Origin of the sequence: Bradyrhizobium tropiciagri (genome assembly GCF_001189845.1) — a bacterium.
Taxonomy (GTDB): domain Bacteria; phylum Pseudomonadota; class Alphaproteobacteria; order Rhizobiales; family Xanthobacteraceae; genus Bradyrhizobium; species Bradyrhizobium tropiciagri.
In genome coordinates this window covers 92,078-114,953 of record NZ_LFLZ01000016.1, presented here as the reverse complement: position 1 = coordinate 114,953, position 22,876 = coordinate 92,078, and the positions used below count along the sequence as shown (strand labels likewise).

The following is a 22,876-nucleotide window of genomic DNA, read 5'->3' as shown; positions in this document are numbered from 1 at the left end:
CCGGAACGCGCCAATCCCTTGCTGTTCTTCTTCGCGCCAGCAGCAGCGCGGGCCTTCTTGGTATTCGCCACGTCAGATCCATCGTTATTTCGTGAGAGCGATCGCCCGGTGACGTGGGGCGACTCAGCGCTTATCGGCCACCGGCATGGAAACCAAAGCGGCACGGATTTCCAGATAGAAAGCCCGATCCCGCCCCGAAATGCCCGTACGGGCGATCGGGGAGAAGTCGATTCTTCCATAAAAATCAATGGCTTGCGTGCTGGCTGGGGCGGGAGGGATCGAACCTCCGAATGGCGGAATCAAAATCAACTAGATTAATGAACGATATCAAGGCCCTTTTGGAAAAAAATAAGAAAAACACCCGCCAGCGATTTCAATAGCTAGCCAATCGTTTCCAAATGAGGAAGCTCCCGAATTCCTCATCAGCAGATTAGAATGGAATCGGCGCGAGACCCCTCGGGCTCCCTTAACGGTCGGCGCAATGCGGCACTAGACCGCTCGCGATGTGAGACGTCATGCGTCTGGGCGTCCAGCGGAGCCCTGACACTCACCTGAGACCAGCTTTCCGTCGGCATTAAAGCTTCTGCATTTGAGCCGGCGAGCGGGCGGCCGCCCTCGCGGGCCGAGGCCATCCTCAAGCTCCTACGTTCGTCGGTCAAGCCATCGGCCATAGGACGGTTCAGGGCAGCCCCGGGTAAGGCTTTTTGGCCAATGCCAGGCCCTCGGCACCTCGGCTCGATATCCTTACACCATCTCAAGGCGCGAGCGACTGGGCCGGCGACGACCTCATGCACGATCCCAATTTCGTGGGCTCGCGGCCCTGTCAGGGTCAGCCCCCGCAGGATTATCTCAAGCGTTTTGGCTGTACCAATGATCGTCGGCAAGCGTTGGGTAGCGCCGTTACCGGGAAAGCTGTCGATGCGCGTCTCCGGCAGACCGATTGCTGTGACGGCATTCCCGGCGACGCGCAGATCGCACGCCAGCGCAAACTCGAAGCCTCCACCCATGCACAGCCAGTTGATCGCCGCGATGACCGGCTTCTCAACTGCTGCAATCATGCCCGTGAGGCACCGCCGTATTCTCCGCCCTCAGCTGTTGTAGATTCCAAGTTGAGAATATGGCTCGGGCGGGCAGCAGTCCAAGGGAACCCAGACGTTCAGAGCGACGAATAGAACCGAGCTACCGCTGCACCGGACTTGCCGCCTGGTCCGTCACAATTGCCTTGCTCAGCTATATCACGGCCCCAGAAGTGCGTGAGGAGGCGCGATCATCGGCCGGCCGGGCCACGAGCAAGGCGGCTCGATCCAACGTGGAACCCTCTACGGGGGCGACTGAAACTGGCAGTTTTCTAGCATACTGACCTGGGTTTATCTCGACGACCTCCAACGGAGAACCTTCATGTACATACCACCCCACTTTCGAGACGACGACCTCGAGAACATTCGAGCGACAATCCGCCGCGCCCGATTGGCCAACCTGGTTACGGCCACGTCAGACGGGCCGCTTGCGACGCCTCTTCCGCTCTTTCTCGATGAGAGCGAAGGCGAACACGGCGCGCTGTACGGGCACCTAGCGAAGGGCAATCCGCAATGGCGCACGCCCCCGATCGGAGAAGCTCTCGCGATCTTTACTGGCGCAGAGGCTTATGTGACGCCATCCTGGTATCCCAGCAAACGACAAGCTGAACGTGTGGTGCCGACATGGAATTACATCGCGGTTCACGCCCATGGGCCGACCGAGTTCTTCGAGGATCCCGATCGCCTGCTTGAAACCGTGACGCGCCTGACGAATATCCATGAGACGTCACGTGCGACACCTTGGGCGGTCAGAGATGCTCCCGCGGATTTCATCGCCGCCCAGTTGCGTGAGATCGTTGGCGTGCGCATCCCCATCACCAGGGTCGAAGGCAAGCGCAAGATGAGTCAAAACCGCCCCGCGCCTGACCGCCTTGGTGTCGCCTCCGGCCTGGCGGCGAGCAAACTGCCACGGGATCAGGAAGTTGCAGCTCTTATCCTGGTTCAGGGCTGAGGCGACACTGTGCATGACTGGCGCCAACAGCGCCGGTCGACAGAGAGCGAGGAGCTATCGCACAGACTCTTGTCCGTATTCTGACAGAGACGCAATGTTGTGTCCGGTCCAGTGCAGCGCGCATAGCAAGCGTTGAGACCTTCCAAAGCCCTTCCGGCCTTATTGCATGCCAACGCTGGCTGGCATGGCCATTGCTTCAACCAAATCGATCCAGAAACAGAGCTACAGAAGCAGCAATGCTCACGCTCTCCACCCGCCCTCTCGCCTCAGAAGAACGGTCCGCCCGTTCAGCTCACTGGCACGCGTTGCACCCGTGACGACTCCGTTCGAACCACTACGATCGCCCCAGACATGTAGACCAGAATATCTAAGCCTCGAACACATTCTATCGCACGATCACATTTGCCTTAGTTTCACGCATGAAATCGGCGATTATTTTCGACTGGAATGGCACGCTGCTCGATGACGCCAACGCGGTGCTGCAAACCATCAATGCAATTTTGAGCCGCTTCGGTCGCGCAGCTGTGGATATGCACAAGCTTCGAGAGAAGTTCGAACTTCCTCCTTCGGTTCTTTTCCGCAACCTGGACATGTCGAAAGATGAAATCGAAGTCGTACAGAGCAACGACAACGCCATTTTTCACGACACTTATGAGTTCCTGGCGCGCAACGCGGCCTTACGTAAAGGGGCTCGAAATGTTTTGCTCGCCGCTGATCACCGAGCCATCCAAACCGTCATTGTCAGCAACCACATTGTTGGACCAATTCGCACACAATTGCGAAGACTTGGGATCAAGACTCACGTCACCGACATCTTGGCATTTGAGAGCCGCGCAACTCAGTTTAGGAGCATGAGCAAGCAAGAACGGCTGCGCTTGTATATGCAGGCTAATGATCTATCCCCAGAAAGAACTGTCATCGTGGGCGGTATGCCAGTTGAGACCGAGATTGCCCGCAATCTTGGCCTTATCAACGTATCAATCGTGGGTGGATATGTTTCCGAAGGGCGCTTACGCGCGGCAGGGCCCGACTACATGATTTATGATCATCATGAATTATTACCAATCTTACGGAAGCATTGCCTTTTTGAGGGCAGTTGAGTGATTGCAATAACATAACTGAATGTCTTCCGTCGGCTGCCGCTCTCTTTGCACCATATTCGGTGGGTGAGGTCGACGATCGAGCTTCTTTGTCGCTCGGTCGAATCATCGGTTGGTCCGAGAACTCGCGCCAAATAGCGCAATTCGTTGCCATGGGGGCTACATGTTCTTCTTTCGCCTGGCACGTTGCTTGCTGAAGATCATCCGCCTCGAAAAGCAGAAACTTCAAGGGCTTGGAAAAACAACATGAGCACAACGGCTTTGATCGGTGACGTCATTCCGGGCGCCGATGTTCTGAAACGTGCAGCGCGCATCGGTGCCGAAGTCAAAAATATCGAGCTATCGGGCGATCTACCGGACCGCACGATCGCTGCGATCAACAGCTTGCTGCTCGAGCACAAGGTGATCTTCTTCCGCAACCAACGGCATCTCAATGACGTTGAACAGGAGCGCTTTGCTGCTCGTCTTGGAAAGCTAACGCCGCATCCGATGCTCGGCGCCGCCAGGGGGACGGCCTCGCTCCTCGAACTGGACTCCACTCGCGGCGGCGGTCGCGCCGATGTTTGGCATGCGGATGGGACCTTCGCCGATGCCTATCCCAAGATTTTAGTCCTGCGGGCCGTAGTAATGCCAGCTTTCGGAGGCGACACCGTGTGGTCGAACACAGCTTCCGCGTATCTCGATCTGCCGCCGCCGCTACAACGGCTTGCCGAGGAGCTATGGGCCGTTCACAGCAACGTTTTCGATTACGCCGGGATCGCGCGTGTCCGCGAGGTGGACAAGAAACACTTCGACGAGGTATTCACCAGAACGGTTTTTGAGGCCGAGCATCCCGTCGTGCGCGTCCACCCCGAAACAGGCGAGCGGACGCTAGTGCTCGGCGCTTTGGTGAAGCACTTTGTTGGGATCTCCAAATACGACGGACAAAAGCTCTTCGATCTGTTCCAGTCTCACATCACCGCGCCCGAAAACACTGTGCGCTGGAACTGGTTAGTGGGCGATATCGCGATATGGGATAACCGCGCAACGCAGCATTACGCCGTCAACGATTACGGGGACGGGCATCGCGTCGTACGTCGGGCGACAATCGAGGGCGACGTGCCTATCAGCGTCGATGGCCGGAGCAGTGTACCGCGCTTGAAGGTGACCGAATAAATGCCCATCGACGCCAGGCGCTCTTGCGTCTGAAGACAGAGAAAGCCGGGGCAATCAGAGTTATTTCGGGGCAGACGCAGGAACACGCTTTCCGACACGATATCTTAGCTCACGGGCCAAACCCGGCAGCGTCTCGGTTGATGCATCGTACTGTTAGCTTTGACCGGCAGCTTCGAGAAGCCTTGAGCATCACTGTCATTCGCCGGCGACCGGTACGCGGCCGCCACGTTTCAATTTAGAAAATCCTCGATCCGTGGCCATAAAGCGCGCCAACATGGGAGCGATGAGCTTAGTCGGTTCGACCACTTGACCACCTTGACGCGTAAGGGCTTCTGCATATGCGATGAGATCGCGATGCACGGCCGCCGGCAGCTCCGCGCTCACTTTGACCGGCTTGTCATCTGGAAGCTCTCCTATTTTGAGCTTTGGCATGTTGTCACCCTCTATACGGCGTAAGTATGAGGTCACGATTGACAAGAACACGAACCGGGAAACCAGGTCGTACGGTCAAAGTAGGCTGGATGTTGAGACTGCGTCGAACCACCTGCTGTCCGGTTTCGTTTAGTGAGTCGGAGGCACCGTGCCGTAATGCCTGGATGATGGCGCTGTCGTTGCTGTTGGTGTCCGAGCCGGCCCCCAGTTCAGTCCCGACCGCCAGAAACGTCGATAGTGCCGCAGCCTTGAACAGCTCGCCCCAGTGATTATCGACCTGATCTTCGAGGCCTGCATATCCGGCAGCCTCAGCGCCAGGTTGTCGCTCGAGAACGATGGAACGTCCATTCGGCATGATCAGGCGGGTCCAGACGAGTAGGACGCGTGACTGGCCGAAAGTGACCTGGCTGTCGTAGACCCCGATCAGACGCGCGCCCTGCGGCACTAACAAGAATCGACCGGTGGGTGTGTCGTACACGTTTTCTGTCACCTGCGCGGTGATTTGGCCTGGAAGATCCGATCTAATCCCCGTAATCAGAGCTCCCGGAATCACAGTTCCAGCCTGTACAATGTAGGGTGAAGCCGGCCGGGTAATGCGGTCAGGGCTTACCGTGCGACGATCCACAGAGGCGTTCACGAAGGCAAGCTTGCGGTCCTGGCCGTTCTGCGCAGATCCATCGTCGCCAGTGCTCGTTGCGTTCGGTAGCACGGCGCGGTCGCTTCCAACCGTCGCAGCGGTGGGCGCACGCACTCCTCCTCCATTGGTCGAAGCGAATAGATGACTGATGCGGGCTGCCTCGGACTCTTGATCTCGGCGCTGCTGGTCCGGATCAGCGCCGATCGCCGGCGGCTGGCCTTGGGCGGCAAGGATCGGTCGACCGAGATCCCCGGGGAGCGGCGGACCAAGCTGTGGGACGGGTTGGCGCGGAACGCCAGCATAGTCCTTCGGCAGCGTCGTAATGCCGTCCGCAACATTGTGGTGGTCGGTACTGTAAAGCTCATCGGCCGTTTGATTACGGGAGCGATTGCTCTGTAGCGACCACAACACAGTTCCGCCGATGACGAGCAATGCAACGGCGCTTCCGCCGGCCAAGACCTTCCGCGACAACCGCGTGACGCGCGGATGCTCAGCTCTCAAGCGGAAGCTTTGGGACGGCTCGCCTTGTGTCGCCGGCGGAACTGCTTGCCCGTGATCGTTTCCATTGTTCATGACGACGGCCTCCCGTCGGTCCTGACAATACGGACCTTCTGTTGGTGCTCGCCGCCGAGCCGCAGTTCGGCGGCTGCAAAGAGTCGATCGACAATCAATACGTTGCCGTAAGCGCGATAGTTGACGAGTTCGGTCTTGCCATCTGGGCCGATGACAAAGAGCGGAGGCATCTCGCCTTGCACGATGCCTTTCGGGAATTCGACATAGACCTTGCGGCCATCGTCATATGCGGCGAGCGGCCGCCAGGGAGGACTGTCCCCCTCGATGGCATAGCGGGAGATGCGCTGCGCCGGCCCCGGAAGAACGGGCTTCAGCGCAGCTGAACGCGACCGTTCGCGTACCGCCTCTGGATAGTACCAGGCAACAGACGGCATGTATGGTCGCTCGCGGGAGCGGAGTTCGATCAGGTAAGTGCGCCGGTCAGTATTGACCACCAGGTTGGTCTCAATCGAAGCTCGGGTCGGCTTGACCAGGATATGGACGCGCCGTGTGTCGCCGCTCCCGCTCTCGGTATCGCCCACGACCCAGCGTACGGTATCTCCGGCCGCGATCGGCCCTGCTCCCGTCAACTGTTCTCCTTCCTCGAGCGAAATATCCGTGATCTGCCCGGGCGCGGCGTAAACCTGATAGAGTGCGCCAGGACTGTAAGCGTAGATTTGCGCCGCGTTGAAATACCCACGTTTGCGCGGTTCGACCCTCGCTGCGCTGTTTGCCGTCTCAACCCGGCTCACGGGTTCGGGCTTTTCCTTCTCGGCCGATTTGCCGCCGAGAGTTGGCTTCCAGAGCGGTGGAACGTGAAGCGGCCGCGAGCTATCGTCCAGTGCCACTGGAGCTGCCGGCAGCGGCGGGACCTCCGCGTCATAGCTGATCTCCGGCGGTACGTAGGTCGCGCACCCGCCGAGCGCCGACAAACAAAGCAAGAGCGCCGACAGGAGCGCTCGCTTTGAGGTCACAAACTCGGGCCGAGGCACATTGAGCTTGCTGTGCGGGAGGAAACGCTTCGAATGAACAGACGGCGTCTTGGTCACTGACTCAACTCCTTTGACCAGTTGATGGCGCGGACGTAGACGCCAAGGGGATTCTTGCGCAGGCGTTCGGCATCGCGCGGCGTTTCGATCACGATCGTAAGAATCGCGGTCCAACGCTCCGTCGAGCTCAACGATCCGTTGTCGTAGGTGCGCTGAGTCCATGCGACCCGGAAGCTTTCCGACGACGCACGAATGACGCTCGAGACGTCGACAGAAATTTGCGCCTTACCCAGCTTGGCAAAGGGGTCATTGTTGCGCGCATAGTCGTTCAGCGCAGCGGCGCCACGATCCGTCGTAAAATCATAGGCCCGGAGCCAGTTTTGGCGCAGAACGATGCCGTCGGCGGGCAGGCCTCTAACATCCTCGATAAAGCGCGCCAGATGGTAGGCGATCTGAGCGTCGTTGGGTTGATAGTCGATGTTGGCCGGCGCAACCCTTTGTGTCTGGCCGAGTTGATCGACTTCGACCACCCAGGGCGTGATGGAGCCTTGGCTCGATTGCCAAACAAGGCTACCTGCGAGACCGGCTGATAACGTCAAGCAGCCGAACGCCATCAAGCGCCAGTTCTTGGCCTGCACGCGGGCAGATCCAATGCGTTCGTCCCAAACTTGGGCTGCCTTTTGATAAGGCGTGATCGGTTCGGGCATGCGCCCGTAGTGAACTGATGGTCGTTTGAACATCGATGTTTGCCCCTGCGATCAAGTGATCGGTTTCAAGTCGTGCGAGGGAAGGGTTTGAGGTGCTGCTCTGCGTTGGGGGTGCAGTGGTGCGTCTCAGCGCTCTCCTTCAGACAAATCGACGGAGGAGCCGCTGGCGCCGTGATCGCCTGAGCGAACCGCGTGGCCGGCTGCCGATGCGCCGTGCCGAATAGCCTCGGCACGCTTCATGCGCCGCGCCCAATCGGGCTGACCTTCGGCCGAGGTGCTCGCGGCCTGTGCGCCGGCTTCCCCACTTCCGCCGAGCGCAGCCGCCGCACGACGTAACGGACTCATGGCAGCCGAAGTGCCAGCCTCCGCGGCGCCGGCAAGGCCGCCGCTGCGGTAGGCGGCTGATACTCCGCTTATGACAGCGCCGCCACCGCGCGCGGCGCCTGCAATCGCCCCACCAGCGAGGCCAGCGCCACCGGCAACAACACCTGCGCCTGCCGCAACAATGCCGCCGGCAGCAAGGCCTGTTCCAATCGCGGCGCCCGCGCCGAGCTGAGGTCCGCCCGACACCAGGCCGTTTGCGATACCCGGACCGAAGATACCGAGCCCCAGCAAGGAGAGCGCCGCGAGCACCAGTGTCATCGCGTCTTCAATGGTCGGCTGTGCGCGGCCGAAACCAGAGGTGAACTGCGAGAACAGGGTCGAGCCGATGCCTACGATGACGGCCAGGACCAGAACCTTGATCCCTGAAGATATGACATTGCCCAAAACCCGCTCCGCCGCAAAGGCGGTCTTGCCAAACAGACCAAATGGAATGAGCACGAAGCCGGCCAGTGTCGTGAGCTTGAACTCAATCAGGGTGACAAAGAGCTGAATCGCCAAAATGAAGAAGGCGAGCAACACTACGACCCAGGCGAACAGGAGGATGATGATCTGGACGAAATTCTCGAAGAAACTGATGTAGCCCATCAGGTTGGAGATCGAATCGAGCAACGGTCGGCCGGCATCGAGTCCGACTTGAGCGATCTTTCCCGGTCTCAGAAAGTCGGATGCGGACAGGCTTGCGCCCGATGCTTTCAGCCCAAGACCCGCAAAACTCTCGAAAACAATGCGCGCTAAGCCATTCCAGTTGCCGATGAGGTAGGCAAAGACGCCGACGAAAAGCGTCTTCTTGACGAGACGTGCGATGATGTCCTCGTCCGTTCCCCAACTCCAGAACAAGGCGGCGAGTGTGATGTCGATCGCGGCAAGAGTCGTCGCGAGATAACCGACGTCACTTCCCAGGAGCCCGAATCCGGTATCGATATAACGCGTGAATGTTTCCAGAAACTGGTCAATGATCCCGGTACCAGTCATGGCTTGCTCACCTCAGGTGTCGCAAGGTTGGGATATCCCTGAGGGATCCGGCTTTGATCCTTTAAGACAGCTATCGAACTGGTTGGCTCATCGTGGCCGGAAGCTGCGGCGCTGTCCCTTTTGCCAAAGAAACGGCGCCGATTTTCGTCCCAAACGCGCCTACAATGCCGATAGCCCGCTGCTTCCTCCCAAGTGACGCCGCGGCAGCGTGCGAGATCGGACGCGGTTGCATCGGTCGTCTGCTCCGCCTTCGATGCCGGCGGAGAATCGTCTCCGCCACGCAGTTGAATCGTGCAGGCAGCGACGGCCACCAGGCCGATTGTCGTAAGCAGCGACAGCGCCTTGAATGCCTTTACGTCGGTCATCAGTGAAACATCTGCACGTTGGAGGATTGATAGCCCTGCCCCGGTGTCAGGAACCGCCGAAGCTGTTCTCGTCCTTGATCCTGAGCCGAGGCGCGCTGAGCAGCTTCTAGGCTCTGCGCCCTGCCCTGCGCCGTCACGACAGCTGTAAGATCGGCGAGCTGCTGTACATTCAGCGCAAGGATCTGATTGCCAGCCTGCGTTGCCTGCAGCGCGCCGCTGGCACCCTGGCTTGATGTTACGAGTGTGGATGTCTGGATACGATTAGTGTCGAGGTTGCCGACGATGCCGGCCTGGACGCGAAGCGCGTCCTGAGTTGCCGAGTAAGTATTTTGCCAGCGCGATTGAGCGTTGGAGATCAGTAGCTGGTTCGACTGGCTGCCGGTCGCTGGCGCGTAGCTCGTCGAGAAGGCGCGGTCGATCTGCTGGACGTCGTAGGTGATGCGCTGGGCCTGTGCCAGCAATTGCTGAGTCCGCTGGATCGAGGCTTGCAGTTGTTGCAGCGACGAATACGGTAAATTTGCAAGGTTCTTTGCCTGATTGATCAGCATCTGCGCCTCGTTCTGCAACGAGGTGATCTGATTATTGATCTGCTGGAGTTCTCGCGCGGCCGTCAGGACATTCTGGACGTAGTTGTTGGGATCAAAGACGATCAGCGCCTTCGCGGGCACCGCAACACCAAATACCAGAGCGAAGGCGGCCGTGGTCGCCAATAGGCCAAGAGCTCTCATAGCGATTTCTCCAGATTGACGAGATTGGGGATCAGATCGTTCGCCCAGGCGACGCCACGTTGCTCGAGCCAGGCAGGCACGAAGCCGTCGGGTCCACGTTCGGCGATGAGCTGCGTAATCGCGACCTGGTCTGTCCTGGAAGAGGCTGCGGTGAATGCGAGCGCAATCTCACCAAGGCCAAGTTCGAACATCCGGTTGCCGCGACGAGACTGGCAATAGTAGTCGCGCTTTGACGTTGCCCGGCTCAGAAGTTCGATCTGGCGGTCATTGAGGCCGAAACGGCGATAGATGGCAGTGATCTGCGGTTCGATCGCCCGTTCGTTCGGCAGCAACAGGCGCGTTGGGCAGCTTTCGATGATGGCCGGCGCGATCGCAGAGCCATCAATGTCCGAAAGCGACTGGGTGGCGAAGATGACGGACGCGTTCTTCTTCCGAAGCGTCTTCAGCCATTCCCGGAGTTGCCCCGCAAAATCCTCGTCATCGAGGGCAAGCCACCCCTCGTCGACAATCAGGAGTGTCGGCCGGCCATCGAGACGATCACCAATACGATGGAAGAGGTACGCCAGCACGGCCGGCGCCGCACTCGTTCCGATCAAGCCTTCGGTCTCAAACGCCTGGACCGACGCCTCGCCGAGACGCTCGAATTCGGCATCAAGCAAGCGCCCGGAAGGTCCGCCCAGGCAATATGGTTGCAGGGCGCGCTTCAGGGAGTTCAATTGAAGAAGGACTGACAGGCCCGTCAAGGTCCGCTCCTGCCTCGGCGCCGAAGCGAGAGATGTCAGCGCCGACCACAGATGATCCTTGACCTCCGGGGTGATCTCGACCTTTTCCCGTGCCAGGATCGCGCCGATCCATTCCGTCGCCCATCCGCGCTCGGAAGGATCATCAATCCAGGCCAGCGGCTGCAGCGCAACGGGTTGATCGCCTCCGTCAGACAAGGCGCCGCCCAAATCATGCCAGTCACCGCCCATGGCGAGCGCGGCCGCCCGAATTGAGCCGCCGAAATCGAACGCAAAGACCTGAGAGTTCGGATAACGGCGGAATTGCAACGCCATCAGAGCTAGCAACACGGATTTGCCGGCACCGGTCGGGCCCACCACGAGGGTATGGCCGACGTCGCCGACGTGGAGGGAGAAGCGGAACGGCGTTGATCCCTCCGTCTTGCCGAACAACAGAGGCGGACCCTCAAAGTGCAGATCCCTCGCCTCGCCGGCCCACACGGCCGACATCGGAATCATATGGGCGAGGTTGAGAGTCGAAATCGGTGGCTGCCGCACATTGGCGTAGACATGTCCCGGCAGACTGCCGAGCCAGGCTTCGACGGCGTTCACCGTCTCGATCATGCAGGTGAAATCCCGACCCTGAATGACCTTCTCAACCAGCCGTAACTTCTCGTTGGCCGCATTCGGATCGCGGTCCCACACGGTGACGGTTGCCGTGACAAAGGCTTGTCCTATCTGATCCGACCCCAGTTCCTGCAACGCCGCGTCGGCATCAAGCGCCTTGTTGTGCGCGTCGGTATCGAGCAGCGTCGACGCCTCGTTGGTCATGACCTCCTTGAGGATGGCGCCGATGGACTTTCGCTTGGCGAACCACTGCCGCCGAATCTTGGTCAGCAGCCTGGTGGCGTCGGTCTTGTCGAGCATGATCGCGCGGGTCGACCAACGATACGAGAATGGCAGGCGATTCAGGTCGTCCAGGATTCCCGGGGTCGTGGCGCCCGGAAAGCCGACAATTGTCAGGACCCGAATTTTGGCTGAGCCCAACATCGGCTCTAGCCCACCGGTCAGCGGCTGGTCGGCCAACAGCGCATCGATGTACATCGGAATTTCGGGCACTCGAACGCGATGACGCTTGGTCGAGATGGTCGAGTGCAGGTAGGTCAGCGTGTCCTGATCGTCGAGCCAGGCACATTCTGGCATGAACCCTTCGACGAGTTGCAGTACGCGGTTGGTTTGATCGATGAACCCGCGCAGCACCTCCCGAGCATCTGCACCAGCAGTGCGATCCCGGCCCTCATAGAGGAGCCGCTCTGCCCGGGCGCCGCCCTCCTCCGGCGGCAGATAGAGGAACGTCAGGAAAAAGCTGGACTCATAGTGGGCGCCCGCCTCCTCGAAAAGAGCCCTGCGTTCGGCGTCGACCAGCGCGGACGCGACATCCGGAAACATATTCAAGGGATACGCGCCCGCAGAATGACGCTGCGCCTCAACGAATACGGCCCAACCTGATCCCAGTCGGCGCAAAGCGTTGTTCAGACGCCCTGCGACGGCGACAAGTTCAGCCGGCACCGCGCTGTCCAGGTCGGGGCCGCGGAATTTGGCCGTCCGTTGGAAGGAGCCATCCTTGTTCAGAATGATGCCCTCGTCGACCAGGGCTGCCCAAGGCAGGAAATCGGCGAGACGCGCGTTGGAATGGCGGTATTCGGAAAGGTTCATCATGACCGAGGGCTCAGGCGTTGAGATGACCGGGAATGCGCAGATGTCGGCGCACCACGTCGACGAAGGCGGGGTCGCGTTTGGCGGCCCAGACGGCGGCCATGTGACCGATGAACCAGAGGACGAGACCCGCGATCCACAGCCGCAGTCCAAGTCCGAGGGCCGCCGCAAGCGTGCCGTTGACAATCGCGACCGACCGCGGCGCGCCGCCCATCAGGATCGGCTCAGTGAGTGCCCGGTGAACGGTCACGACAAAGCCTGCGACCTGCTCATCCATTAGATCACCACGCCGCCGCCGAACGAGAAGAACGACAGGAAGAAGCTCGAGGCCGCGAACGCGATCGACAATCCGAACACGATCTGGATCAGCCTGCGGAAACCACCTGACGAATCCCCGAACGCGAGCGTGAGCCCGGTCACCACGATGATGATGACGGCGATGATCTTGGCGACCGGCCCCTCGACAGACTGCAGGATCTGATTGAGCGGCTGCTCCCACGGCATGTTCGACCCAGCCGCCCATGCCGGTGCTGACGCTAAGAGAACCGTGCCACACGCGGTGAGCGATGCGGACATTCGAAGAAAGCGATAAAGCGGACGCATGTTAGTCTCCTGCTGGTGAAAGGCCGTAGTCGCCAGTGACCCCGAGCCCTGTGACCACGGCGAGATCGGCGAGGCGACGATCGGCACCGCGGCCCGTAAGGACGGCGACGAGGTTGATCGTTTCGGCGATCAGGGCACGCGGAACCGTGATGACGGCTTCCTGGATGAGTTGCTCGAGCCGCCGCAGCGCGCCGAGCGCGGTGCCGGCATGAATGGTCCCGATGCCTCCGGGGTGACCGGTGCCCCAGGCCTTGAGCAGATCGAGCGCTTCCGCACCGCGGACTTCGCCAACAGGGATGCGATCAGGTCGCAGCCGCAGCGAGGAGCGAACGAGGTCCGATAGCGTGGCCACACCGTCTTTGGTCCGTAGCGCGACAAGATTGGGCGCCTTGCATTGAAGTTCGCGTGTGTCTTCGATCAGTACGACCCGATCGGAGGTCTCTGCCACCTCGGCCAAAAGCGCATTCGTCAAGGTGGTCTTGCCGGTCGACGTCCCGCCGGCGACAAGGATGTTCTTGCGTGCGGCGACGGCGCTCTTCAGGATCCTGGCCTGCCCCGAGGTCATGATCCCCTTGGCGACATAATCGTCGAGCGTAAACACGGCGACAGCAGGCTTGCGGATCGCGAAAGCAGGAGCTGCAACAACCGGCGGCAGGAGACCTTCGAAGCGCTCGCCGGTCCCAGGCAATTCGGCCGAGACGCGTGGCGAGCCGGCATGGACCTCCGCGCCTACGTGATGCGCCACCAGGCGAACAATGCGCTCGCCGTCTGCCGCGGACAGAGTTTCGCCGGTGTCAATCAGGCCACTGGACAACCGGTCGATCCACAACCGCCCATCGGGATTGAGCATGACCTCAATGATTGTCTCATCTTCGAGGTAGCCCACAATCGCAGCGCCAAGTGCGCTACGCAGCATTCGCGCACCGCGGGAATTCGCTTCCGATTGAATGGAATGAATTGCCACCGCCGCCCCCACTAAACGAGGCGCCTACGAGGCGCCTAAGATGGGATGATTAGAAAAGGCACCGATGGACTTGGCGCAACAAGCAGCTTCAGCGATCGTGGACTAGCGTAGAAAAAGAAAGTCTGAGAATTGATACTCGAGGTGACGGTTCGCTGGGAGTGGCTTGCTTACCACTCCACATCGTCATTCGCGGGCAAGAGGATGACCGAGTCCTCATACAACCCAACTGACTCGACAGCGCAGCGAATGTCAGCCGGCCTGAAGAAGAGGATTGAACTTATCCACGAAACGATGGATCGGCGCCAGGGCAGCGCGAACCAGACCAGCGTCGCGATCTGCAGTACTACGTTGAGACCAAAAGCGACTTGATAGGCTTGGACGGGCCTATGGCCATCGTTCCTCACCCATTGCTCTAGGATCAGGCCTGTTGCAGATTGTGCCAGAAAGGCCCAGCCAAAGTGCAAGACGTTCAAAGTGCCATTGGCACGACCAGCAAGCTCAGGCGGAAAGTAATCCGCTATTACCGCAAAACTGACCACGGTCGCCGTTCCGGCAATTGCGACAACGGACCAAGGAAAAATGGATGGCAGAGGCACTCGCAGGATCAAGGCCAGCTCGGCTGCGATAAGCAAGACTGCAACGATCGTTAATACCGTCTCCGCCCCGATTCCCCTTCGTTTGATGTGATGGACCGTCATGCCGAACAACCAGGCACCGCCGCCAAGCATGATCGACATTATGAACAGTTGCCTGACAAGACTTGAACGGTCAAACCCCTCGACGTCTGTCAGCCACGGCGATGCCCACAATCCCTGCAGGGACCAGGACGATCCAACGCAAGTCGCCGACAACGGTGCCATTCGCCAAAAGCGCCGATCGCTGAAGACGGAGCTCAGGGAAGCGGCCGCTGTTGATGGGGCCACTCCTCGTTCAGGCACTACGACGTAGATGAGAATAGCTGTCGCACCGGTCGCGAGGGCCATGATGTCAAAGAGCTGCCGCCAGCCCATCCAGGCGAGCAGGTATTCGACGGGAGCCGTGGCGGTCACCGCTCCAAGCGATCCCACCATGATCATGTAGCCATTGAGCAACGCAACTCGCTCCCTGGGGAACCAAAGGATGATGGACTTCAGTCCTGCCGTGAGCGACGCCGCGACACCAAGCCCGATCATTGCGCGCGCGATCAAGAGGAGTAGGAAGCCGTTCGATACCGCGAATAGTCCGGCGCCGAGTGCTGCGAGCAACAGCAAAACGCTCTGTACGCGACGCGGACCAAAGCGGTCCAATAGAATACCGATGGGGATCTGAACCGCTGCGAAAACAAAAAAATAGACTGACGTAAGCAACCCGAGATCAGCAGCACCAACGCCGGTATCCGAGCTGAGATGGCTGGCGATCAGAGCGTTGATCGTTCGAAACAGATAAGAGAAATAGGACCCAGCTGCAAAAGGCAGAAAGACGCGCGCGATTCGACGCCATGCTGTTAAAATTTGCATGCTGGCCCCTTTGCTCTCAGCTCGCTAGAGCCGATAGCGCGTCCAGCTTTTGTCAGTTCGGCTAAATCGCTGCGGTCGTAGGCTGGGGTAGAAAAAGAAAGACCGGCGAAATGCTGTTTCTACATGGTTCAATCAGATTTCTTCGGCCGGTTCCTGACGGCGTATATCTTCTGGAATTTCGCGCAGAAAGCTTTGCCCCTTTTGCAAACGCCGACCGAGCGCCTCGACAAATCCTTCAAAGCGCTCCCGGCCCTTTGCCTGTGCGGCCGCCTGCGCGTCGTTGGGTAGCGGTGGCGTGATCGTCAGCCAGAAACGGATGAACAGGGCCAAGCTCTCGGCGGTCAAACCGACGTCGCGTTCCAGTCTCTGCATCTGACGGGAAAGCCGATCTAGGCGCCGGGTAAACGCTGCCTCCCGCCTGTCCGCGCCGTCCGGCGATAGAAACGAAGCAACCGCCGCCTCTACGATCGCAGACCGGGAAAGCTTCTTGCGATCGGCGAGCTCCGAGATCTGTTTCAGAATCTCCGGTGGGAAGTAGACGTTCATCCGGTCGCGCATATTACCTCAGAGCTCCATACCGTCATTCGGGTCCATGGCGACTTGACGGGCGACACCGCGCATCTGCTGGCGTATGAACCGGGACTGACGGATGGCATCCTCGTCGTCGTCAAGAACGGCCGCAAATTCCTCTGCCGGCGTCGGTTCGGTCGTCTCCTTAGCGATCGCGACGTGATCGGGGAGTTCGGGCTCACGACGGAGCCCGCTGTTCGCCGCATCTTCCTCGGCCTCGGCGGCTTTGTCAGTTGGACCTCGCGTCGGCTTCAGAGTTCCAAGTGTTGACCATCCATCCATTCGCGATGACTGACCTGATGCCGCCGGATCGGGCGGTGGCAAGACACGCTCGGTAAATCGCTGATCCTCGTAGTAGCGGACCTTCTTCGCCCGGATTGGCGGCGTGCCCGCCACCATGACGATCTCGTCCATCGGTGGAAGCTGCATGACTTCGCCGGGGGTCAATAGCGGCCTCGCCGTCTCCTGGCGCGAGACCATGAGGTGCCCCAGCCATGGGTTCAACCTGTGCCCGGCGTAGTTCTTCATCGCCCGCATCTCGGTCGCCGTACCCAGCGCGTCGGACACCCTTTTGGCCGTCCGCTCGTCGTTGGTCGCGAAGCTGACGCGGACGTGACAATTGTCGAGAATGGCGTTGTTGGGGCCGTAGGCCTTCTCGATCTGATTGAGCGATTGCGCGATCAAGAAACTCTTGATGCCGTATCCCGCCATGAAGGCCAGCGCGGACTCGAAGAAATCAAGCCGTCCGAGTGCCGGGAACTCGTCGAGCATCATCAGAACGCGATGCCGGCGATCGCGGGCGTGTAAGTCCTCAGTTAGGCGCCGGCCGATCTGATTCAGCACCAGACGAATCAATGGTTTGGTTCGCGAGATATCGGAAGGTGGCACCACAAGGTAAAGCGTCGCCGGTCGGCTATCTGCGATCAGATCGGCAATCCGCCAGTCGCAGCGACAGGTCACCTGGGCCACGACGGGATCGCGGTAAAGGCCGAGGAACGACATCGCGGTGGACAGGACGCCTGAACGTTCGTTCTCGGATTTGTTGAGGAGTTCGCGCGCGGTTGAGGCGACCACGGGATGGGCACCATGCTCGCCAAGGTGCCGGCTGGTCATCATCGCCTTTAACGTGACCTCGATCGGCCGCTTCGGATCGGATAGGAAAGCTGCGACGCCGGCCAAGGTCTTGTCTGCCTCAGCATAGAGAACATGGAGTATGGCGCCGACCAGGAGCGAATGACTGGTCTTCTCCCAGTGGTTCCGCTTGTCGAGCGAGCCTTCGGGGTCGACCAGGACGTCGGCCACGTTCTGGACGTCTCGAACCTCCCATTCCCCGCGTCGGACTTCGAGGAGCGGATTGTAAGCTGATGACTTTGGGTTGGTGGGGTCGAACAACAGGACGCGGCCATGCTGCGAGCGGAAGCCGGCGGTCAGTTGCCAGTTCTCGCCCTTGATGTCGTGCACGATGGCCGAACCCGGCCATGCAAGAAGAGAGGGAACGACGAGACCAACGCCTTTGCCGGACCGGGTGGGCGCGAAACATAGCACGTGCTCCGGCCCGTCATGACGGAGGTAGTCGCGGTCGAGTTCGCCGAGCACCACACCGTCCGGACCAAGAAGTCCCGCCGCTCGAACCTCTTCCGCGTCAGCCCAGCGCGCCGAGCCATAGGTCTCGACGTTCTTGGCTTCACGCGCACGCCACACGGACATGCCGATCGCCGCCGCGATCGAAACGAAGGTCCCGGACGCGGCGATGAAGGCTCCCTCGACAAAGACCTGAGGCGCATAAGCATCGTAGACGAACCACCACCAAAAGAAGATCGGTGGGTAATAGATCTTGAGGCCCAACAGTTCGAACCAGGGCCGGCCAAGCTCCGGTTGATAGGCGAGCCGCCAAGCCGTCCACTCTGTTGCTCCCCAGATGGCCAGCAGAACGATCAGGCCGACGACGATCACCTGTCCCCAGAGGATTTTGGTTCCGGACATTCCGAACGTCCCTTCCGCAACTTGATTGGAGAGATTGCTAGAGACCGAGGTCACGCTTCCGACCAAAGCCCCATTCGATGCCCCCACCGTCCTTCACGACGCCGGTGACGTGTTGGCCAAGCTTCTTTTCGAGTTCGCGCGACCAGGGCACCAGCTGAAAGCCCAACCCATTATCGATCATGGCGAAGCGCCCCGAGGCTAGCGTCAGCCGCTGGCGATACGTGCCCGCCACATGCTCCCCGGAGTCAGCCTTTACTTGTGGTAGGCGGATGTCGGCCGAGACTTTTGCGGCAGCCTCGTCCAGTTCGCGCCGGCGCAACGTGTTCAGGAGGTCGCGCTGCAAGATAATGCGTTGACCCTGCCGCCGCGCTAGGCCCTCCTGGATCAGATGCTCGGTACGGGCTTCCATGGCGTCGCGGGTTTCACGCCCAAATCCTCCCATGGCGAGCGGCATGGGGTCGCGCTCGACCAGCCGGTAGTCGAGCCAGGTTGCCCCCTTCGCGGTGACCTGCTCACCAAGATCGAGATCTGAACGGGTCGCGAGCACCAGGGTGGGACGCGGGTCGTCGGCTTGACCGAAGCGTCGGACTTCGACGATTCCGCCGATCGGGGGTGCGTGGTCGAAAGCTTCGAGTCCTCGGAAGCGCACGTGATGCGCGCGTCCGTCTATTCCATCGATCACGGCATAGGCCTCGCCGGTCAGTTCGTCATGCAGTCCACGGTCGACCAGGCGTCCGACAAGCTGGGACGTCGGCTGTTCGCCTTCGATGACGTAGTCGGCAACGCCGCGCGCTTCCCCGCGGTTGGTAAAGGCGCGGTGCATGGTCTTGATGATATCACCACGCATGCCGAGGTCGCGAAGATTGCGCTCGGCCTCGAGCCCGACCATCCACTCCCCCGGCGAGGCGGGTGCAGCAAGACCCATCTTCTCCAGGTGTTGAAGGCGACCGACCATCAGGCGCCGGATCTCGGGATCGGACTTGCCGGAATTCTCCGGGCGAAGATCGATAGTGCCCGTCTCATCGGCCGCCAGCCGGATCTCCCGATCGAGCCGCGTCCATCGTTCCGCTGTGACTTCCCTCTCTAGCGAATTGCGGATCTCGTGCTCCGGTTTTGGACCCAATTCGCAGGCGACCAGTTCCTCGGCGCGGGAGCGCAGGCCTTGGCTGATGTAGTCGCGGGAGATCACGAGATCCGCCCCCTCCACATCTACTCCCCGAACGAGAAGGTGGACGTGAGGGTTGTCGGTGTTCCAATGATCGATAGCAACCCAATCGAGCCGCGTGCCGAGATCGGTCTCCATCTGCCTGACGAGATCGCGAACAAAGGCCTTCAGGTCGGTCATGTCGCCGGCATCCTCTGGCGAGACGATGAAGCGGAAATGATGCCGGTCGTCCGTGCACCGTTCTGCGAAAGCCAGGCCATCAGCACGGTCGCTGCCAGCATCAAACATCTCGGCCCGCTCACCACTCCGGGTCACGCCGTCGCGCTTCAGATACGAGAGGTGGGCGGTCAGTGGTGCTGAACGGAAGGCTCGCCCTTTGTGCCGGACCACGCGCGCTTTCAGCACAACGCGCCTCGCCGAGCTGAACAATCTGGCGCGGCTAAAGGCGAACCGACCACGGCCAAACGTCGAGCGTCCATGGGCCGGCGAACGCCTGCCGGCTACGGTGTGACCCGAGGTGTGTCCGGCTTTCTTCGCCGCCCGCAGCACCTGGTTGATGAAGCTCTTGGGCCTCGGCGCGCGTGTACTGCGGATGCGCCCAGGCCGAATTCGCAGGTCGCTATCGCCTGCCGTCATGACCAGGCCTCGAAGAACGCAGCGACACCTACGGTGCCGAAAACTTGTTTGAATGTCCTGGGAAAAGTCTTTGGCGCGGCACGCGCCCCGACCGATCGGCACGCCGGAACCCAAGCCATGTCAATGGCTTGTGGTTCGACCGGCGAGCCCCTTTTATCTCGCCTTCCTAATCGGGCGGGCAAAGTCAACTCATTCCTACGCTTTTCTTCGACTCTTCGCACTTCAGCCATTACCGACTCCCTGCATCGACAACGCACAAGCGTCACCACAACCGCGCTTGCGATCAGCATTCACCAGGCGGGGTCCATGCGTTCCTTCGCGTTCAGCACATTGGCCGTCGCATGCTCTTCATCAGGTTCGTAAACAGGGCTGTCCAAGCAGTCCGGCGCTCTCGTCCCCGAAGGGCGGCAGCAGGCAAGAGATAGCGGACATTCCCCGTTTCGCGGCCCCGCCAGGGGACGCTCACCGCGCGCGCGGATCTCTAATTTTGCTCCTCCTCGACATGCCGGGCGCAAACCCAGCGCTAATCCGTTGTCATCTGCCTCGCCGCTACGGCGCTGGCTTCAGCCGCAGCCGCTGCGTGATCTTCGCGCCGAACCCGACGTGGAAATCAGTCTCACTGACCCACATCCGGTGCAGAATGCTCGCAAGCTTCCGCGCGACCGCGGTGATCGCACACAGCATGCTCGACCGTTTGGCGATCCGCAGGCCCCAGGCCCGGAGTGCCGACCATTTTCTGACCCGTAGCAGCAGGCTTGCAGCTGCCTCGCAAAGCGCCTCGCGCACTGCGACGTCCCCCTGTTTGCTGATGCGCCCCTCGTAATCGATCGACGTGCCGGACTGGTGCCGCCTCGGCGCCAAGCCAAAATGCGTGCCGACCGTTCGCGATCGGGCAAAGCGATGAGGGTCATCCACGCCTACTTTGAACGACAGAGCCGCCACCGGGCCGACGCCTGGAACCGTCATCGAGCGCCGGCAGACAACATCATGCTGGACCACCTGCAGCAGCACACGATGCAGCTGATCGTATCCCTCTAGGATGGCGCGGCGCACATCCAGCATGGCTTCGATGGTCATCACGAAGATCGGATCGCTGCGCTCGAGCAGCTCGCGGACGCGGGCCTCAAAGGCACTGCGGGCGACGGCTCCGATGAGCAACCCATAGGCGCGCAGCGCACCACGAATGTGGTTCTCGAGGTCGATTAGTTTGCGCTTGAGCAGCCTTCGGCTGGTGAGCAGCGTGCACATCTTCTGCATGTCGATGTTCTTGACATGAACGGCGCGATACCAGCCCAACCGCATCATCCGCCCGATGCCACGCGCGTCATTCTGGTCGGTCTTGTTACGCATTGTCGACAGCGAAACGCACATGTGACGCGCTTCGACGACAATGATCGGGAGCCCCGCTGTCTGCAGTTCGCGATGCAGCCAGGTGCCAAGCGATGACGCCTCGCCCCCCGCTCTCTCTAGGCGATCCGCGCAACCCTCTGCTGCGGAAGGGATCGCAGCTGCCTCGATCATAATGTTGACCTCGCGAACGGCGAGACCCTCGCCATCGACGATGCAAAGACTGGTCTCCTCAAGACCGATGCCCGACCCAACGAAAAGCCGCATCGGAGCTCTCCTATGTGGCAACGACCAGCTAAGTCGTTGCACCGGGCTGTCGGATTCGCCCACACGGCGGCCATCCCTGTGCACCGGTTTCTCGAAGCCCGATTTGAAGGGCCGCTCTGCCATCAAGTTCCGTAGGCAATCGCAATAGTCATTTATTGCGATGACGTTGCCTGAAGGTTCACAATCGCGATGCGGTGAGTCTAAAGAGGTGACGCGGTCTTCCCGCGATGAGTTGAATGGCAAGCTGGTCGCCGAAGCCATTGCGGTGCTTCGCGAGTTGGTCTCACGCGCGCGAGACGCCGCAGACGAGTCGTACGATGACGGCCATTCGGTTGATACCTGGAAGAGCGAGGACTTCCGCGCCGCGATCGAGCGCGCCAAAGCAGTGATCGCGAAAGCGGCATCTGCCATGGCAGGGCCCCGCACAGAGTAGGAGCTCGCCGAGTCGATGCAATGCCGGCCGAGGCCGCTAGTCTCGTCAAGACATGACGTCATCTGCAGCCCCGGACGCACGCGTCGTGCCTGCCCACTGCTCTCGCTCCTCCACTGATTGCTTGCTGAAGCAAGCCATTGCTGGTCATCGTAATGCCCTCGAGTCCGATCGAGCTACAAAAACGCCAGTACGCCTGGGGGCCATCTGCGAGACATCGGGCGACGAGATTGCAATCGTTGCGCAGCGCGAGAGCGCGAACGATGTCGGCCTACCGCGGATTTCCATCCGCTCAGCTCGTTCAACGAACAGCGTCGCGGCTGCTGATGACCTCCAGCTCGCGGTACACGTCGGCGGCAGTTGAATGCCAAGCAAATTTGCAAGCTTTGCCACGTATGCTCGCGTCTCGTCAGGTAAAGGTGCTCCCGCGAGATGTTCTTCGTAGCGAGTTGGTCCCGCGTTATACGCAGCAAAAACGCCGCGCAAACCGTAGCGGTCGAGCAGTTCACGGAGATACGCCGTGCCGGCCAGAATGTTGTCACGCGGATCGTACGGATCGCTTCCTAGATCATAGCGTTGGCGTAGTTCCGCCCAAGTCGCCGGCATGATCTGCATCAGTCCCATCGCGCCCTTGGGCGACTTGGCGTGCATGTCTCCAGCAGTTTCGATGCTCAATACCGAGCATATCCACCGCGCCGGGATCGCAAAGCGTCGTGAGGCTTCTTCGATGAAGGCCGAAAGCGTGTGGTTGGTTCGACAGATCGCTGGGAGCGCGGCGGACCCGTTTTGGGCCAGAGCGGTAGTGTCCGATGCGGTCAGAGCAAGCAGCAGCGACACGACCACCCAAACAGACACACCTGACCGAGCCAAGTCTGCTGTCGTGCTCGCGCCCGTCCAGGGTAAAGCCGCTTCGCGCCGGCCATTTGGACCA

Annotated in this window: 22 protein-coding genes; 4 read left to right on the top strand and 18 right to left on the bottom strand. The window is 60.4% G+C overall.

The window, feature by feature from the left end:
• Positions 1–422 precede the first annotated feature (422 nt).
• Positions 423–1,058, bottom strand: coding sequence for an enoyl-CoA hydratase/isomerase family protein (locus AKN84_RS50695; protein WP_050421578.1), 636 nt, complete (start codon positions 1,056–1,058; stop codon positions 423–425).
• Between the two features lie 340 nt (positions 1,059–1,398).
• On the opposite strand from AKN84_RS50695, the gene AKN84_RS15610 reads away from it, so the two are divergent.
• The 3 genes from AKN84_RS15610 to AKN84_RS15600 all read left to right on the top strand — a co-directional run bounded on the left by AKN84_RS15610 (position 1,399) and on the right by AKN84_RS15600 (position 4,283).
• The gene (locus tag AKN84_RS15610; RefSeq protein WP_050421577.1) at positions 1,399–2,028 is read left to right on the top strand and encodes an FMN-binding negative transcriptional regulator; all 630 of its coding nucleotides are present in this window, start codon (positions 1,399–1,401) and stop codon (positions 2,026–2,028) included.
• A 419-nt stretch (positions 2,029–2,447) separates the two neighbouring features.
• On the top strand, positions 2,448–3,128 hold the full coding sequence (locus tag AKN84_RS15605; protein WP_050421576.1) for an HAD family hydrolase: 681 nt from the start codon (positions 2,448–2,450) through the stop codon (positions 3,126–3,128).
• Positions 3,129–3,374: 246 nt separating this feature from the next.
• Positions 3,375–4,283 carry a TauD/TfdA dioxygenase family protein gene (locus AKN84_RS15600; protein WP_050421575.1) on the top strand — a complete coding sequence of 303 codons (909 nt, stop codon included), beginning with the start codon at positions 3,375–3,377 and terminating at the stop codon, positions 4,281–4,283.
• A gap of 195 nt (positions 4,284–4,478) precedes the next feature.
• Here AKN84_RS15600 and AKN84_RS15595 read toward each other — a convergent pair whose 3' ends face one another.
• The 16 genes from AKN84_RS15595 to AKN84_RS45515 all read right to left on the bottom strand — a co-directional run bounded on the left by AKN84_RS15595 (position 4,479) and on the right by AKN84_RS45515 (position 21,515).
• On the bottom strand, positions 4,479–4,715 hold the full coding sequence (locus AKN84_RS15595) for a DUF2274 domain-containing protein (protein WP_050421574.1): 237 nt from the start codon (positions 4,713–4,715) through the stop codon (positions 4,479–4,481).
• Positions 4,716–4,719: 4 nt separating this feature from the next.
• Positions 4,720–5,925, bottom strand: coding sequence for a TraB/TrbI/VirB10 family type IV secretion system protein (locus AKN84_RS15590; RefSeq protein ID WP_050421573.1), 1,206 nt, complete (start codon positions 5,923–5,925; stop codon positions 4,720–4,722).
• Positions 5,922–6,953, bottom strand: coding sequence for a P-type conjugative transfer protein TrbG (gene trbG / locus AKN84_RS15585; RefSeq protein ID WP_050421572.1), 1,032 nt, complete (start codon positions 6,951–6,953; stop codon positions 5,922–5,924). Before trbG ends, AKN84_RS15590 begins: the two co-directional genes overlap by 4 nt.
• Positions 6,950–7,633, bottom strand: coding sequence for a conjugal transfer protein TrbF (gene trbF / locus AKN84_RS15580; protein ID WP_050421571.1), 684 nt, complete (start codon positions 7,631–7,633; stop codon positions 6,950–6,952). Before trbF ends, trbG begins: the two co-directional genes overlap by 4 nt.
• A gap of 93 nt (positions 7,634–7,726) precedes the next feature.
• Positions 7,727–8,956, bottom strand: a complete 1,230-nt coding sequence (gene trbL, locus AKN84_RS15575; protein ID WP_050421570.1) for a P-type conjugative transfer protein TrbL — start codon at positions 8,954–8,956, stop codon at positions 7,727–7,729.
• Entirely contained in the window at positions 8,953–9,321 is a 369-nt protein-coding gene (trbK-alt, locus tag AKN84_RS15570; RefSeq protein WP_050421569.1) for a putative entry exclusion protein TrbK-alt, read from the bottom strand. The genes trbL and trbK-alt overlap by 4 nt, the downstream gene beginning before the upstream one ends.
• Complete coding sequence (trbJ, locus tag AKN84_RS15565) at positions 9,321–10,049, bottom strand: P-type conjugative transfer protein TrbJ (protein ID WP_050421568.1); 729 nt, start codon at positions 10,047–10,049, stop codon at positions 9,321–9,323. Before trbJ ends, trbK-alt begins: the two co-directional genes overlap by 1 nt.
• Complete coding sequence (trbE, locus tag AKN84_RS15560) at positions 10,046–12,487, bottom strand: conjugal transfer protein TrbE (RefSeq protein ID WP_050421567.1); 2,442 nt, start codon at positions 12,485–12,487, stop codon at positions 10,046–10,048. The genes trbJ and trbE overlap by 4 nt, the downstream gene beginning before the upstream one ends.
• 10 nt (positions 12,488–12,497) lie before the next feature.
• Entirely contained in the window at positions 12,498–12,761 is a 264-nt protein-coding gene (locus tag AKN84_RS15555) for a VirB3 family type IV secretion system protein (protein WP_050421566.1), read from the bottom strand.
• Positions 12,761–13,060 carry a TrbC/VirB2 family type IV secretion system protein gene (locus tag AKN84_RS15550; protein WP_244485162.1) on the bottom strand — a complete coding sequence of 100 codons (300 nt, stop codon included), beginning with the start codon at positions 13,058–13,060 and terminating at the stop codon, positions 12,761–12,763. Before AKN84_RS15550 ends, AKN84_RS15555 begins: the two co-directional genes overlap by 1 nt.
• A gap of 28 nt (positions 13,061–13,088) precedes the next feature.
• Entirely contained in the window at positions 13,089–14,003 is a 915-nt protein-coding gene (gene trbB / locus AKN84_RS15545; RefSeq protein WP_193399657.1) for a P-type conjugative transfer ATPase TrbB, read from the bottom strand.
• A gap of 215 nt (positions 14,004–14,218) precedes the next feature.
• A complete protein-coding gene (locus AKN84_RS15540; protein ID WP_050421564.1) occupies positions 14,219–15,547 on the bottom strand; it encodes an MFS transporter in 1,329 nt (442 codons plus the stop codon).
• Positions 15,548–15,679: 132 nt separating this feature from the next.
• Positions 15,680–16,105 (bottom strand): ribbon-helix-helix domain-containing protein, encoded by a 426-nt coding sequence (locus AKN84_RS15535; RefSeq protein WP_050421563.1) that lies wholly within the window; start codon positions 16,103–16,105, stop codon positions 15,680–15,682.
• Positions 16,106–16,111: 6 nt separating this feature from the next.
• Positions 16,112–18,100 (bottom strand): conjugal transfer protein TraG, encoded by a 1,989-nt coding sequence (locus AKN84_RS15530; RefSeq protein ID WP_050421562.1) that lies wholly within the window; start codon positions 18,098–18,100, stop codon positions 16,112–16,114.
• Between the two features lie 37 nt (positions 18,101–18,137).
• The gene (locus AKN84_RS15525; protein WP_050421561.1) at positions 18,138–19,901 is read right to left on the bottom strand and encodes a relaxase/mobilization nuclease domain-containing protein; all 1,764 of its coding nucleotides are present in this window, start codon (positions 19,899–19,901) and stop codon (positions 18,138–18,140) included.
• Between the two features lie 549 nt (positions 19,902–20,450).
• Entirely contained in the window at positions 20,451–21,515 is a 1,065-nt protein-coding gene (locus AKN84_RS45515) for an IS110 family RNA-guided transposase (protein ID WP_157863308.1), read from the bottom strand.
• Between the two features lie 232 nt (positions 21,516–21,747).
• Between AKN84_RS45515 and AKN84_RS15515 the strand changes: the two genes are divergently transcribed.
• The gene (locus AKN84_RS15515; protein WP_244485154.1) at positions 21,748–21,948 is read left to right on the top strand and encodes a hypothetical protein; all 201 of its coding nucleotides are present in this window, start codon (positions 21,748–21,750) and stop codon (positions 21,946–21,948) included.
• Between the two features lie 144 nt (positions 21,949–22,092).
• Here the strand turns inward: AKN84_RS15515 and AKN84_RS45510 are convergent, their stop codons facing one another.
• The gene (locus tag AKN84_RS45510) at positions 22,093–22,788 is read right to left on the bottom strand and encodes a lytic transglycosylase domain-containing protein (RefSeq protein ID WP_244485152.1); all 696 of its coding nucleotides are present in this window, start codon (positions 22,786–22,788) and stop codon (positions 22,093–22,095) included.
• Between the last annotated feature and the right edge of the window lie 88 nt (positions 22,789–22,876).

What these genes read in the sequence shown, in the direction of transcription:
- AKN84_RS15595 (WP_050421574.1), bottom strand. Translation starts at nt 4,715, where the DNA reads ATGCCAAAGCTCAAAATAGGAGAGCTTCCAGATGACAAGCCGGTCAAA.
- AKN84_RS50695 (WP_050421578.1), bottom strand. Translation starts at nt 1,058, where the DNA reads ATGATTGCAGCAGTTGAGAAGCCGGTCATCGCGGCGATCAACTGGCTG.
- trbF (WP_050421571.1), bottom strand. Translation starts at nt 7,633, where the DNA reads ATGTTCAAACGACCATCAGTTCACTACGGGCGCATGCCCGAACCGATC.
- trbE (WP_050421567.1), bottom strand. Translation starts at nt 12,487, where the DNA reads ATGATGAACCTTTCCGAATACCGCCATTCCAACGCGCGTCTCGCCGAT.
- AKN84_RS15530 (WP_050421562.1), bottom strand. Translation starts at nt 18,100, where the DNA reads ATGTCCGGAACCAAAATCCTCTGGGGACAGGTGATCGTCGTCGGCCTG.
- AKN84_RS15535 (WP_050421563.1), bottom strand. Translation starts at nt 16,105, where the DNA reads ATGCGCGACCGGATGAACGTCTACTTCCCACCGGAGATTCTGAAACAG.
- AKN84_RS15555 (WP_050421566.1), bottom strand. Translation starts at nt 12,761, where the DNA reads ATGGATGAGCAGGTCGCAGGCTTTGTCGTGACCGTTCACCGGGCACTC.
- trbL (WP_050421570.1), bottom strand. Translation starts at nt 8,956, where the DNA reads ATGACTGGTACCGGGATCATTGACCAGTTTCTGGAAACATTCACGCGT.
- trbJ (WP_050421568.1), bottom strand. Translation starts at nt 10,049, where the DNA reads ATGAGAGCTCTTGGCCTATTGGCGACCACGGCCGCCTTCGCTCTGGTA.
- AKN84_RS45515 (WP_157863308.1), bottom strand. Translation starts at nt 21,515, where the DNA reads ATGCGGCTTTTCGTTGGGTCGGGCATCGGTCTTGAGGAGACCAGTCTT.
- AKN84_RS15610 (WP_050421577.1), top strand. Translation starts at nt 1,399, where the DNA reads ATGTACATACCACCCCACTTTCGAGACGACGACCTCGAGAACATTCGA.
- AKN84_RS15605 (WP_050421576.1), top strand. Translation starts at nt 2,448, where the DNA reads ATGAAATCGGCGATTATTTTCGACTGGAATGGCACGCTGCTCGATGAC.
- AKN84_RS15600 (WP_050421575.1), top strand. Translation starts at nt 3,375, where the DNA reads ATGAGCACAACGGCTTTGATCGGTGACGTCATTCCGGGCGCCGATGTT.
- AKN84_RS15550 (WP_244485162.1), bottom strand. Translation starts at nt 13,060, where the DNA reads ATGTCCGCATCGCTCACCGCGTGTGGCACGGTTCTCTTAGCGTCAGCA.
- trbK-alt (WP_050421569.1), bottom strand. Translation starts at nt 9,321, where the DNA reads ATGACCGACGTAAAGGCATTCAAGGCGCTGTCGCTGCTTACGACAATC.
- AKN84_RS15525 (WP_050421561.1), bottom strand. Translation starts at nt 19,901, where the DNA reads ATGACGGCAGGCGATAGCGACCTGCGAATTCGGCCTGGGCGCATCCGC.
- trbB (WP_193399657.1), bottom strand. Translation starts at nt 14,003, where the DNA reads ATGCTGCGTAGCGCACTTGGCGCTGCGATTGTGGGCTACCTCGAAGAT.
- AKN84_RS15590 (WP_050421573.1), bottom strand. Translation starts at nt 5,925, where the DNA reads ATGAACAATGGAAACGATCACGGGCAAGCAGTTCCGCCGGCGACACAA.
- AKN84_RS15540 (WP_050421564.1), bottom strand. Translation starts at nt 15,547, where the DNA reads ATGCAAATTTTAACAGCATGGCGTCGAATCGCGCGCGTCTTTCTGCCT.